Genomic DNA, 12697 nt, shown 5'->3' with positions numbered 1-12697 from the left:
ATGGCGAGAAAACTGAAAGGCTGGCAGGAGCTGCCCTGCGGTGCAATTATTACTGACATGCAGGCGGTTAAGGAGAACAAGACCGGTGCCTGGCGCAGTCAGCGGCCGGTCTGGAGCAGGGAGAAGTGCCGGCAGTGTCTCATGTGCTGGATTTACTGTCCGGATTCGGCGATCATGATTCAGGACGGAAAGGTGGTGGGCATTGACTATGACTACTGCAAGGGGTGCGGGAACTGTGCCAGCATCTGTCCGGCAAAGGCAATTGAGATGGAAAAGGAGAAGAAATGATTCTGGCAAAGACCGGTAATGAGGCACTTGCCTATGCGATGAAGCAGATCAACCCGGATGTGGTTGCTGCCTATCCGATTACCCCCTCAACCGAAATTGTCCAGCTGTTTTCCAACTATGTTGCCGACGGTGAGGTGGACACCGAGTTTGTGCCGGTGGAGAGCGAACATTCCGCGATGACTGCCTGCATCGGTGCGGCGGCGTGTGGTCGCCGGGTCATGACCGCAACCGCCTCCCAGGGTCTGGCGCTGATGCATGAGATGCTGTTCATTGCTGCGGGTCTGCGCCTGCCGATTGTCATGGCGGTGGCGTCCCGTTCGCTTTCCTCACCGCTGAATATCCACGGTGACCATTCCGATTCGGTGGCATCAAGGGATTCCGGCTGGCTCCAGTTCTTCTGTGAGACGGTCCAGGAAGGTTACGACGCGCTGATCATGGCGGTGAAGATTGCCGAGCGGGCATATCTGCCCGCGATCGTGGCGATTGACGGGTTTATTCTCTCCCACTGTCAGGAGCGGATTGAAACGCTGGAGGATGGCGCGGTCCGGGAGTTTCTGGGTCAGCCCAGGCCGAACTACAATCTCCTCGACTGGCGCAATCCGATTCTGGTCGGACCGGCAACCCTCCAGGACTACTATTTTGAGTTCAAGCGGAGTGAGATTGAAGGGATGAACCGGGTGCTGCCGGTGATTGAGGAGGTTCAGCAGGAGTTCGGGCAGAAATTTGGCCGGTATTATCCGGTGCTCGAGGAGTACCGGTGCGAGGATGCGGAGGCGGTGCTGGTGGTCATGGGCTCTGCCTGCGGGACCTGCCGGGTGGCGGTGGACCAGTTGCGCGCCCAGGGGAAGAAGGTCGGGCTGGCGAAACTGCGGGTGTTCCGGCCCCTGGTGCATGCCATTCTGAAGAAAAGCCTTGCCCGCTTCCGGAGGATTGGGGTCATGGACCGGGTGGATGCGGTCAACTCCTATGGCGGTCCGCTGTTTACCGAGATCACCTCGGTGCTCTATGATCTGCCGGAAAGGCCTGCGGTTTTCTCATATGTTTACGGTCTGGGCGGACGGGAGTTTACTCCTGAGGACGCCCGGATGGTCTATGAGCAGGTGCTTTCGGGCAAAAAGGATGAACTGGTAACCTATGTGGGTGTGAGGTGAAAAATGTTGAAACTTCAAGACCTGGCAAAAAATCAGGAGCTTTTTTCTCATGGCCATCGTGCCTGTGCCGGCTGTGGTGAGGCGCTGGCGGTGCGGCAGATTCTGCTCGCGGCCCAGCCCCGGCCGGTGGTGACGGCGATGGCAACCGGCTGTCTGGAAATTTTCTCTTCGATCTATCCGCACAGCGCCTGGCAGGTGCCGATGATCCATACCGCATTTGAGACCGCAGCGTCGACTGCGGCGGGTGTGGAGGCGGCATACCGGTTTGCGAAGAAGAAGGGGCTGATTAGTGATGACATCCGGATCATCGCCTTTGCCGGTGATGGCGGGACCTATGACATCGGGCTGCAGGCACTTTCCGGCGCGCTGGAGCGCCGGCACCGTTTTCTCTATGTGTGCACCAACAATGAAGCCTATATGAATACCGGAATTCAGCGTTCATCCGCCACACCCTATGGTGCGGATACCACCACTTCCCCGGCAGGCAGAGTGCTGCCCGGCAAGATCCAGCACCGGAAGAACATCATGGAGATCGTGATCGCCCATGATGTCGCCTATGCGGCCCAGACCACGGTATTTTTCTGGCGGGATCTGGCAACCAAGGTGCAGAAGGCGCTGGATGCTCCGGGTCCGAGCTTTCTCAATGTGCTTGTGCCCTGTCCGCTCGGCTGGCGCCATCTGCCTTCTGAAACGGTCAAACTATCCCGGCTGGCGGCTGATACCTGCTACTGGCCGCTGTATGAGTATGAAAACGGCCGTTACAAGGTAAATTATACGCCAACGAAGAAACTGCCGGTGGAGGAGTTCCTCAAGCCCCAGGGCCGGTTCCGGCATCTGTTCAGTGGTGAAGCGGGGCAGCAGGTGATTGCGGAACTGCAGCGCTATGTCGACGAGCAGTGGGAATTGCTGCTCAGAAAGCAGGCGCTGTTCGGCGAGGAGTCAGCCAAGGCTTGACAGAACTCATGCCCGGCGTTAGAATTTCAGTGTGGGTGCAACGCGGCGCGCTCGGGTAACCAGCCGGTTTTATGTGCGGGTGACCGGTGCGCAGCCGGTCTGGCAGTTCTTCCCCCGGACCGTAAAGCCGGCAGAGATGAAGCTCGGTCCGGGTATTGCGGAACTGGTCCATCAGCATCCCAATTTTCTGAATCTGGCTGATGCCGGAACGGTGCCTTTCCGGGTTGTGCTGCCGCTGGCGGAGATTGCCGATGTACGTTCACCGGTCTTTCTGGCGGTGCAGGAGTCCGGCGGGCTTTATATCGTCGGCTGTCCGGATGAAAGCGGACCGGGCGCCTATACCACGCTGGTTGCGGACATCCTTGCCGCCAGCACCAGGATGTGGCGGATGAGCTATGAGCAGTTTTCCCGGCTGTTTGCCGAGACCGAAGGGGTGGAGCTGGAGGAGCTGATGCTGGCGCGCAGCAGTGCCGACTGGGATTTTGAGCAGTTTCAAACCGCGGTCAGTGCCAATCTGGAAAAGGGCCGGTTTCCGATTCTGATTGTCACCGCTGAACCTGAAGGTGAGGTCCGGCAGGTGCTGGATTATCTCAATGGCATGAACCTGAATGCCGGACTGGTGAGCTACTCGTTCTGGGCAAGCGGGGGGATTGTGGTTCTGGAGCCGGTGCAAGCAGCGGGGGCAGCGGATACCGGAGCCACCAAGTCTCAGCCTGCCGCAGTTTATTGGGGACCGCTCGAGCCCCCGGCAGCACCAGCTGCTCCACCACCGCCTCCCGAACCACCGCCTGCCGAACCTCCGGCAGAGCCGGCGACGCGGATCGGTGCCGGTGCGGTACCGACCGAACCGGCAAAGAAGATTGCCAAACCGCCATCACCGGGCACCAAGCCCGGTGTGATGTCGGGTAAACGGCCGCCACCAAAGCCCAGAAACAGCTCCGGAGGAGCGAAATGAGGCACTGCTGTATCCGGGCAAAAAATCCGGGCAGGGTCTGGTATGAAGTCAGACTACCGGCAGAGATTCCAACTGCAACCGTACCCGCCGATTTTTCCCTTGCGGGACTGCTGCAGCAGACACCGGAGTTTATCGGACCGGCACTCGGTAACTGGACGCCAAGGGCGCTGGCGGTGATGCCCAGCGCCACCTCGGCCCGGGTTTTTGTGGCGGTGGATGAGGCAGGCAGGATTGCGATTGTCGGCTGTCCGGATCAGCAGATTGAAGGTGGAGTCAGTGCGATGGCAGGTGACCTGCTGGCAGCAACCGGCAGGCTCTGGCATCAGCCGTTCAAGACGCTGGCAGCGATGTTTGGCGATCCGGAGGGGGTGAAGCTGGCTGAGCAGCTCCGCGAGCGCAGTGGTGCGTTTGATTCTGCCCGGTTCCGGGCCGGAGTGGATAAAAGCCTGGAGGAGGGAAAATTCCCGATGGTGATTGCAGTCGACCGCGTCGACGAGACGATCGAGAAAATGATGGAGTATCTGAGCACAATGAACCTGCAGGTCCGACTGATGAGCTATGACTATCTGGAGATCGACGGTCTGGAGATTGTTCTGCCCAAGGTGCTGGGAGAGGGGGAGCCGGAACCGCCAGCAGCAAAACCGGTCAGCACGCCTTATCTGGAATATACCCCGACCGTGACCGCTATCGGCCAGGAAGAACCGCAACCCCGGAAGGTCTATGAGCCGTTTCCGGTTGAAGGCACGACCCCGAAGCAACAGGCGATCCTGGAACGGCTGGTTTACATTGATGACCTCGGCCTGGTCCGGCGCGGATTTGAGTATTTTACTCCCAAGAACATTCAGCGTGCGGTCCGGGAGGGAACGGTTGTGGTGGCGGTTGACCCCTCCCGCTGGCCCTTTCCCAAGCCGGATGAGGTGGTGGTGGTGGTGCGCACCGGTCTGGAGCATCTTGCCGGTTTTCTCAAAATGAAACAGCAGGAGGTGGAGGATTTTCTCAAACTGCTGCCCCGCGATGAGAAAAAGGAGCACAAGGGGGTGGTGCTGCTCTATGCCCGCAATGTCTATGAGGCAAATCAGCTCGTCAATGAGCTCAAGGCGTTAAAGGAAGTGTCCCAGACCGGGGTCCGGTGAAGCCCCGACTGCTGCTCCATATCTGCTGTGGTCCCTGTGCCACGGTGGTGATTGAACGGCTGGCTGAGCAATATCAGATTACCGGTTTCTTTTACAATCCCAATATTTATCCCCGAGAGGAGTATGAGCGCCGGTGTGCGGCGGTGGCGCGGGTTGCCGCATTTTTTAATGTCCCGCTGCTCCGGGGCGAGTATGACTACAGAGTTTTTCTGAGCGCGGTGTCCGGTCTGGAGGGAGAACCGGAAGGAGGGAGAAGGTGCCAGGTCTGTTTTCAGTTACGACTGCTGGCAACCGCCCGGCAGGCAAATGAGCGCGGGTTTACACTGTTTGCCTCTACCCTGACCGTTGGTCCGAATAAGCAGGCGGAGCTGATCAACCGGCTGGGCAGTGAGGCGGCAGAGCAATCCGGAATCAATTTTCTGCAGGGTGACTGGAAAAAACAGGACGGGTTCCGCCGGAGTGTAGAGCTTTCCCGGCAGCTGGACCTTTACCGGCAGCACTACTGCGGGTGCGAATTTTCGCTCAAAAAGAATTCGGGGCGGGTTCAATCGCAAAACCCGCCCCGTTAACCGGTCATCCGGTTCAGCGGGTGATTATCAGTTTTGCCTCCAGTTCCGGTCCGGAGACAGTTTTCAGCCGGCAGAAGTAAACACCCGGAGATACGGGTTTGCCGGTTGCATCTCTTCCATCCCAGGTCCGGCTTGTCTGCTGGAGGGTGGTGACCAGTCTGCCGGTCCGGTCGTAGATGGAGATCGAGCCGGTAGCGCCGGTTTCGTTAATAAACTGGATTAAGCCCCGGCCCGGATTCGGGAAGGCATAAAACCGGGCGGACAGTTTGACCGGTTCATTGCTTTCCCGGATTGCGGTCGGGGTGCCGGTGACATATTTTATCGCCCGGCCCGGAATAATCGGGGCACTGCCGTTGTTATAGGTGCCGTCATAAAGACACTGGATTGCAATGGACTGACTCGGGTCCTGAATGCCGACGGTGCTTGAAGTATAGCTGTTGGCGGTCAGATACTGGACCACAATCTGGTTGTCCCCGGTCGGGGTCGGGAATGTCTGGTCGTAGATAATGATCTCAAACCGCTCCCAGAGATTGCTGCCGATATAATGGACCGAATCCCATTCAATGATGAACCGGTGGTTTGGTGCGTCGTGATAATACCAGACACCATTGCCGATCGGCGGATAGAGATCATCCCAGTTGGCACAGACCGCGCCAGGCAGGGTGGTAGCGGGTAGAGATGTGTTGTAATAGACGGTGTTGGTCGTATAGCCGGGCGCAACCCAGCCGTTGGAGCAGATGGAGATCTGACTGTAGGGTTCACCGTAGAACTGCCAGTTGAACGGCAGGTCGAGCACAACCGTCTGGTCATCACTCAGCGTGAGCTGGGTGCCGAGGTTGTTGATTTCAATCCAGGAGAAATCCGGATGCTGGGTATAGCTGGTGTCAACATCGTCGTAAGCCCAGTACAGTGGCGGTTGACGCGGTCCATCCGGAATCGGATCGGTCTGGACAATCTCACCGACAATCAGCCGGAACCGGATCGTGTCGCAATAGCCATTACCGTTGATCAGGAGCAGTAGTTGAACCGGAGTTTCCTTGGGAATTGCCGGGTCAACCTGAATCCGGAACGGGTCGCCCGTATTGGTGCGGGTGGAGCAGGCAGGGATTGAGCCGTAACTGGTGGTGGAGTCGGTGATGATGAAGCGGGAATCGGTGGAGCGGAGCAGAGCATTTACATTATCTACACCCTGATTGCCAATATTGCGCAAAGCAAGGATCAGACCGCCGGATTCACCCGGGTCAAACCTGCCGTTATTGTTACCGCCCGGCGGTGAGTCGAGCACGGTTTTGGTGCCGAGCAGAATGAACGGTCCGGAGTTGTTATTGATTAATGAGATGTCATCGGCGGAGACCTCCGCCACCGGGGTCCCTCAGCCGCTGTGGGTATAGCTCCAGAGTGCTACTTCAACAAAGGCAACATCAGAGGGGTTGACCCCGGGCAGGTTGCTGGTCAGTTCATCGGCGATATTCAGCTCATAGCGGTTCCAGTCCGGGTTGGTGATTTGGTAGAGACTCAGAATCGGGGAGGGTGTCCAGGTGGCATAGGTGGAATAGAAATACCGGGTTTCGCCAAGCAGGTTGGCATCGGCATCGTAATAACAGACCTGAAAGCAGGCAGCAGGCCAGCAGGTGGAAGTGCCACCGCTTTCGGCAAATTTTGCCCAGAATGAGAGTTGCAGGGCAACACCAGGAACCTCAACCCGCTGGCTCAGCCGGGTCCAGCCGGGGTTGTCATACTGATAAACCCAGGCTTCATAGTCCGGGTCCGGCTGGTATTCAGTTCCCCGCAGAACCTGATGGGTACCGTAACCGGAATCGGTCCTGGTCCAGCCGATGGAGAGGTCCTGCTCAAAATTGCCATTGAGCAGCAGCTCCTGGCTCAGACTCAGGCTGAAGGTTACGGTGATGATGAGCAACAGATTTGTCAGGCGCACATTGCCTCCTTTTGTGATAATATCATAACCGGATTCTGACGCCGGTCAATATTGGAAATGGCGGGGTCATAAACTTGACATTGGCGTCCGCTTGCTGATACTAAAAGGCGGTGACAGTTCAGGAGTTTCAGCAGCGAATAAGAGAAATTTATTTTGAAAAGGACCGGCAGCGGGGCGTGGATGGTACATTCCGCTGGTTCACCGAAGAGGTGGGGGAACTCGCCCGGGCGCTGCGCCAGAACCGGCAGTCTGCGCGGGAGGAGGAGTTTGCCGATGTGTTCGCCTGGCTGGTGAGTCTGGCAAACCTCACCGGTGTGAATCTGGAACAGGCATGCGCCAAGTATGCCGCCGGCTGTCCGAAGTGCCACTCGGTTCCCTGCCGGTGTCAGGAACAGCAATTGACAATAGCGGGAAATAAGGAGTGATGATGAACCTGATTCTGTTTCTTCTCATCAGTACTTTTATCCCGCCGTTCATTTCGGTCCGGGATACGCCGAATGATGCGGGCAAAAGTATTACCGTCAGCTGGGAGCTGCCGGAGGCGGTGACGGTGGAGGCGCTGGTGCTCGAGCGGATGGGAGCGGACGAGCAGACGGTCACGGTTGCCACCCTGCCCGGGACAGAGCAGGGCTATGTTGATGAGGATGTCACTGACCGTCAACCCTACCGTTACCGGGTGGCGGCGGTTGCCGGTGCCGATACGGTCTGGAGTGCATGGTCGGCGGTGGTCAGCAGTTCACCCCAGTTTTTCAACTGGGCGCGGGTGAATATCCTCGTGGCGATGCTCATATTTTTTGCGCTGGTGATCTACTTCATTGAGCATGCGAAGGCGGGGAGGTACCTTTTTGTCCGCCGGATCGCCGGACTGGATGCGGTGGAGGAGGCGGTCGGCCGGGCGACCGAGATGGGCAAGCCGATCGTGTATGTGCCCGGACTGGGTTCGGTTGCCGACATCGCCACAATCGCCTCGCTCAACATCCTCGGCGAGGTGGCAAAGAAGACCGCCCAGTATGACTCGGCACTGCTGGTGCCGAACCGGGATCCGATCGTCTACACGGTGGCACGGGAGGTGGTCAAGGAGGCGTACACCAAGGCAGGCCGGCCTGATGCCTTCAAGCCGGACAACATCTTCTTTGTGACATCGGAGCAGTTTGCCTATGCGGCAGCGGTTGACGGCCTGATGGTCCGGGAAAAGCCGGCAACCAACTTCTTCCTCGGCACCTTCTGGGCGGAGTCGCTCATCCTCGCCGAGACCGGTGCGACCACCGGTGCGATCCAGATTGCGGGTACCGACTCGGTGTTCCAGCTGCCGTTCTTCATTACCGCCTGCGACTACACCCTGATCGGTGAGGAGCTGTACGCCGCATCCGCCTACCTTTCCCGGGAGCCGCTTTTGCTCGGTTCGCTCAAGGGGCAGGACTATGGCAAGCTGCTGATCATCGTTATCGTCTTTCTCGGTTCGGTGCTCCTTTTGCTCTCGAAAATCCCGGCGCTCGGGTTCTTCAGTAATATCCTCAATTTCTTTAATGTCAGCTGAGGAGGAATGATGCGCAGAAGTTTACCCTTGGCGATCTGTCTCGGGATGGGGATTTTGATGATGATTCAGTTCTTTGTGCCCCATCCGGTCTCGGTCGCATTTTATGATCTGACCACCAAGTGGATCCGGATTGTCTCCGCCTTTGCGCTTGTGCTCGGGGTGGGCAGTCTGATCCTCTATCATACCGACCGTCTGCGGCGCCAGCGTCCGGGCTGGGCATATTCAATCGTGACGCTCGTGGCACTGGTGGTTACTGCGGTCATCGGACTGGCTTGGGGAGTCAAGCCCGGTTCCCCGCTTCAGGAGGTGCTGTTCAAGAACATGCTCGTTCCGCTCAACGCCTCAATGTTTGCCATCCTGGCGTTCTACATGGCATCAGCCGCCTATCGGGCGTTCCGGGCACGCACCAAGGAGGCGGCGCTTTTGCTCATTGCCGCCTTTGTGGTCATGCTCGGGATGGTGCCGGTCGGCGAGTCGCTCTGGCACAAGCTGCCCGAGGTGGCGGAATGGGTGCTTTCGGTGCCGAACATGGCGGCAAAGCGGGCGATTCTCTTCGGAGTGGCGCTGGGGGCGATTGCGACTTCACTCAAGGTGATCCTGGGGATTGAACGCGGCTGGCTCGGAGGAGGTAAGGGATGAGTTTCCTGGAGAGGCTGCTGAAGATCGACCGCAAGATAATTTTTATCGTGATGGCGGTGCTGGTGCTCTTTCCGCTTTTGAAACCGCTCGGTCTCGGGGTCAGTTCCGGACCGCGGGCAAAGGCGGTGTTTGATGCGGTGGATGCAATACCGCCGGGAAAGACACTCCTGATTTCCGTGGACTTTGATCCGGCGTCGATGCCCGAACTCTATCCGATGCTCGTGGCGCTGATGCGCCATGCCTTTGCCCGGGATGTCAAGGTGCTTCTGTGCGGGCTCTGGATTACCGGTGCCGGGCTCGCCGACAAGGCGGTTACCGAGATTCCGCCCGAGTACGGCAAGAAATATGGTGAGGATGTGGTCTATCTCGGCTGGAAGGCAGGGGTGGATGCGGTGATTCTGGGAATGGGGGAGAACATCAAGAATGTTTTTCCGGTGGACTATTACGGCCATCCGCTCGACTCCCTGCCGATGATGAATGAGGTCACCCGGCTCCGGGACATCCCGTTCATGGTTGCGATTTCCGCCGGCACACCCGGATTTTCCGACTGGCTGCTCTACGCCCAGTCAAGATACGGGATGCGGGTCGGCGCGGGGGTGACCGCGGTCTCGGCGGCTGATGCCTATCCCTATCTTCAGAGCGGACAGCTGACCGGACTGCTTGCCGGGATGAAGGGTGCAGCCGAATATGAGGTGCTGGTGCAGCGCCGGGGTTACAGCAACGTCTACATGCCGGCGGTGGCGGCAATGGACTCCCAGTCACTGGCGCACATCGTCATCATGGTGCTGGTGGTAATCGGCAACCTGGCATTCTTTGCAACCCGGCGGAAAAGGAGGTAAGGATGCACATCTCAACCAACATCTGGACCTGGGTTGCGGTCATTCTGACCTTCGGCATCTTTTCCTTCCTCTGGAAGGACAACCCGTTCTACAAGTTCTGTGAGCATCTGTTTGTCGGAGTCTCGGTCGGCTATACGATCGCCCTCACCTGGTACAATTCGGTCTATCCGGACCTGGTGACGCCGCTCTTCCGTGAGGGCAAACTGATTTACATCATCCCCTTTGTTCTCGGGCTCTGCTACTTCTGCCGGTTCATTCCCAAGGTCTCGTGGCTCATCCGGCTGCCGATGGGGTTTGTGCTCGGCTGGGCATCAGGCGTGGCGATTCCCGCATACTTTCAGACCAACATCATCAAACAGATTCAGGGCACACTGCTGACGCCGGCGATCTTTGCCCGCTGGGATGTATTCCTCTGGGCGCTGATCTCATTTATCGGTGTCATCTGCTCGGTGCTTTACTTCTTCTTCTCCCGGGAGCACAAGGGGGCACTCAGGGTGGCATCTGAAACCGGTATCATCTTCCTGATGATCGGCTTCGGTGCCTCATTCGGCTATACGGTGATGGCACGGATGTCACTTCTGATCGGCAGATTCCAGTTCCTTTTGCGGGACTGGCTCGGGGTGATTAAATAGCGGTGTGCAAATCCCGAAGGTCATTACCGGTTGCCTGCGGGATAATCTGGCTGATTCCCGGAGTATTAACCGCTCTGACCGGTGCACTTCAGTATATTCCGGCCGATTCCCGGCTTTATGAGGATGTTGACCTGCTGAAAACCGCGGGTCTGATTCAGACTCTGCCTTCAACCAGCCGTCCCTGGACCAGGGCGGAGTTCTGCCAGCTGTTGGAGGAGGCGGAATCGCTGGCTTCAGGCAGACGGCTCAATCCCACACAGCAGACTGCACTCAAACGGCTGCGCTCGGAGCTGACCGGCAGACAGCCGGTGCTCCGACTGCCGCTGGAACCGGACACAGTTGGCTTTGACCTCTTCTCCCGGACCGCGATTACTCCTGAACACCAGCAGGTATCGCTGGGCTTGCGGTTTTTCAATCAGCCTGCAGACCGGTTTTTCTTCTATCAGGAGATGGAGCCGCTGGTTTTCAATCCGGAACAGGGGCGTGTCCGTGACTCCTCGGGCTGGCACAACCCGGGTGCGCGGGCAGTATCCTGGCGGAACCGGCTGCTCTGGCAGATGGAGCGGGCATACTTCGGGTTCAATCTGCCGTGGTTGCGGCTGGAGCTGGGCAGAGATGAGTTGGTCTGGGGTCCGGGCTGGCACTCTTCGGTAATGCTTTCTGACCAGGCACCGGCGCTGGACAAAATTCAGCTGACCCTGAGCCGCCGGCAGGTGAAGTTCACCAGCTTCACCGCACTCCTCTCCCGCTGGAACGACCGGCACCGGTTTTTATCTGCGCAGCGGCTCGAACTGACAGTCGGGAGACGGCTGGTGCTGGGCGGTGCGATGTTCAATGTCTACAACTGGGAAAACGCCTGGGACTTCTCCGGCATGCTCAATCCGCTTCTGCCCATTTATTTCTCAGTTGCCAACTCGGGCCATGATGACAACCTGCTGGTGGGCGGTGATGCGGTCCTTTACCTGCCCCAGACCAGGCTGTATGCCCAGCTGCTCATTGACAATTTTGAGTTCAACACCCGCCGGGAATCACCCAACTGTCTTGGACTCCAGTCCGGCTGCTTCTGGGCGCCACCACTGCCCTTTGACTTCCGGGCGGAATATGCGCTCGTAACCGCCTTCACCTATTATCACCGGCTCCGCGACATCATGTATGAAAACTATTCGGTGCCGCTGGGCCATGAGCTCGGACCGGATGCGGACCGGCTTGAGGCAAAGCTGCGGTTCATGCCGGCAACCTGGCTCAATTTATCAATCTGGGGGGATCTCACCCGGCGCGGCTATTATAACCGGGGCGATTATGACCGGCTGGCATTTGATGTTGCGGATACCACATTCCTGCGGCGCTATTACCGGTTTCCGGCGTTGGGCTATGACTATGTCACCGGTGAACTGCTGGAGGAGGTGGAGCGGTCGGTCCGGTTCGGACCGGAGCTGGAGTTCACCCCGCTGCCGGAGCTTTATCTTCAGCTGCGTGGCGGGCTGAAGTTCTGCCGGAATGAAAACGGCGCCATCGGTGTCAACCGCACCACCCCTGAACTGCTGGTCAGGATTGAATACCGGTATTAATTCTGTTACCGGTTAGTGACAATTGCCCGGCAGGAGAAAGGGATTTCTCCACTTCGCCCTGCGGGCTCCGGTCGAAATGACCTTTACCTTTTTTGTCATTCCGAGTGAAGCGAAGCGGAATCGAGGAATCACTTTTTTCTTCTTCCGTCATTCCGCGCCTGTCGAGGAATCTCTTTAAGCGATTTCTCCACTCCGCCTCGCTCTGCTCGGTTCCGGTCGAAATGACCTTTCCCTTTTTCTGCCATTCCGAGCGAAGCGGAACTGAGAAATCGCTCTTTCTCAGACGGAGCGGGATTTCTCGACTGCGCTCGAAATGACCAAAGGGGAGGTCATTCCGGGCGAGGCGTCAGCCGAGTCGAGGAATCGGTAAATCAGTGCAAATTGCAAAATCTGTCAAGCTGTTGACAGAATTCAAATTCTGCTTATAATTACTGTGAGCCGATGAGTTTCTACTCTACTCTACTCCTTATTACTCCAATATCTTAACCCCTCGGGT

Annotated in this window: 15 protein-coding genes; 12 read left to right on the top strand and 3 right to left on the bottom strand. The window is 57.9% G+C overall.

Annotated elements, in window-relative coordinates; translation table 11 throughout:
- Genes ABIK48_07015 through ABIK48_06990 form a run of 6 tightly spaced genes read left to right on the top strand, consistent with a single transcriptional unit; the run spans position 1 to position 5050 of the window.
- Positions 1-288, top strand: a complete 288-nt coding sequence (locus tag ABIK48_07015; GenBank protein MEO0021905.1) for a 4Fe-4S dicluster domain-containing protein — start codon at positions 1-3, stop codon at positions 286-288.
- The gene (gene porA / locus ABIK48_07010) at positions 285-1439 is read left to right on the top strand and encodes a pyruvate ferredoxin oxidoreductase (protein ID MEO0021904.1); all 1155 of its coding nucleotides are present in this window, start codon (positions 285-287) and stop codon (positions 1437-1439) included. The genes ABIK48_07015 and porA overlap by 4 nt, the downstream gene beginning before the upstream one ends.
- A 3-nt stretch (positions 1440-1442) precedes the next feature.
- Complete coding sequence (locus ABIK48_07005; GenBank protein ID MEO0021903.1) at positions 1443-2393, top strand: thiamine pyrophosphate-dependent enzyme; 951 nt, start codon at positions 1443-1445, stop codon at positions 2391-2393.
- 31 nt (positions 2394-2424) lie between these two features.
- The gene (locus ABIK48_07000; GenBank protein MEO0021902.1) at positions 2425-3348 is read left to right on the top strand and encodes a hypothetical protein; all 924 of its coding nucleotides are present in this window, start codon (positions 2425-2427) and stop codon (positions 3346-3348) included.
- Positions 3345-4481 carry a hypothetical protein gene (locus ABIK48_06995; protein ID MEO0021901.1) on the top strand — a complete coding sequence of 379 codons (1137 nt, stop codon included), beginning with the start codon at positions 3345-3347 and terminating at the stop codon, positions 4479-4481. Before ABIK48_07000 ends, ABIK48_06995 begins: the two co-directional genes overlap by 4 nt.
- Complete coding sequence (locus ABIK48_06990) at positions 4478-5050, top strand: epoxyqueuosine reductase QueH (GenBank protein ID MEO0021900.1); 573 nt, start codon at positions 4478-4480, stop codon at positions 5048-5050. The genes ABIK48_06995 and ABIK48_06990 overlap by 4 nt, the downstream gene beginning before the upstream one ends.
- A gap of 13 nt (positions 5051-5063) precedes the next feature.
- Here the strand turns inward: ABIK48_06990 and ABIK48_06985 are convergent, their stop codons facing one another.
- Together ABIK48_06985 and ABIK48_06980 are read right to left on the bottom strand one after the other, a co-directional pair.
- Positions 5064-6413 carry a T9SS type A sorting domain-containing protein gene (locus ABIK48_06985; protein ID MEO0021899.1) on the bottom strand — a complete coding sequence of 450 codons (1350 nt, stop codon included), beginning with the start codon at positions 6411-6413 and terminating at the stop codon, positions 5064-5066.
- A gap of 9 nt (positions 6414-6422) precedes the next feature.
- Positions 6423-6986 carry a hypothetical protein gene (locus ABIK48_06980; GenBank protein MEO0021898.1) on the bottom strand — a complete coding sequence of 188 codons (564 nt, stop codon included), beginning with the start codon at positions 6984-6986 and terminating at the stop codon, positions 6423-6425.
- 110 nt (positions 6987-7096) lie between these two features.
- Here ABIK48_06980 and ABIK48_06975 point away from each other — a divergent pair, with 110 nt between their 5' ends.
- Genes ABIK48_06975 through ABIK48_06950 form a run of 6 tightly spaced genes read left to right on the top strand, consistent with a single transcriptional unit; the run spans position 7097 to position 12201 of the window.
- Entirely contained in the window at positions 7097-7411 is a 315-nt protein-coding gene (locus ABIK48_06975; protein ID MEO0021897.1) for a MazG nucleotide pyrophosphohydrolase domain-containing protein, read from the top strand.
- A gap of 2 nt (positions 7412-7413) precedes the next feature.
- Positions 7414-8523, top strand: coding sequence for a fibronectin type III domain-containing protein (locus ABIK48_06970; protein MEO0021896.1), 1110 nt, complete (start codon positions 7414-7416; stop codon positions 8521-8523).
- A 9-nt stretch (positions 8524-8532) separates the two neighbouring features.
- Positions 8533-9162: a hypothetical protein gene (locus ABIK48_06965; GenBank protein ID MEO0021895.1), complete on the top strand. Its 630-nt coding sequence runs from the start codon at positions 8533-8535 to the stop codon at positions 9160-9162.
- On the top strand, positions 9159-10001 hold the full coding sequence (locus ABIK48_06960; GenBank protein MEO0021894.1) for a hypothetical protein: 843 nt from the start codon (positions 9159-9161) through the stop codon (positions 9999-10001). The genes ABIK48_06965 and ABIK48_06960 overlap by 4 nt, the downstream gene beginning before the upstream one ends.
- A 2-nt stretch (positions 10002-10003) precedes the next feature.
- Positions 10004-10633: a hypothetical protein gene (locus ABIK48_06955; protein ID MEO0021893.1), complete on the top strand. Its 630-nt coding sequence runs from the start codon at positions 10004-10006 to the stop codon at positions 10631-10633.
- Between the two features lie 2 nt (positions 10634-10635).
- The gene (locus ABIK48_06950) at positions 10636-12201 is read left to right on the top strand and encodes a capsule assembly Wzi family protein (protein ID MEO0021892.1); all 1566 of its coding nucleotides are present in this window, start codon (positions 10636-10638) and stop codon (positions 12199-12201) included.
- Here the strand turns inward: ABIK48_06950 and ABIK48_06945 are convergent.
- Positions 12179-12352, bottom strand: coding sequence for a hypothetical protein (locus ABIK48_06945; protein MEO0021891.1), 174 nt, complete (start codon positions 12350-12352; stop codon positions 12179-12181). The genes ABIK48_06950 and ABIK48_06945 overlap by 23 nt on opposite strands.
- Between the last annotated feature and the right edge of the window lie 345 nt (positions 12353-12697).

The organism is candidate division WOR-3 bacterium (genome assembly GCA_039801085.1).
GTDB lineage: Bacteria > Hydrothermota > Tepidihabitantia > Tepidihabitantales > Tepidihabitantaceae > JAOABP01.
This window is presented reverse-complemented; position numbering and strand designations above follow the sequence as displayed.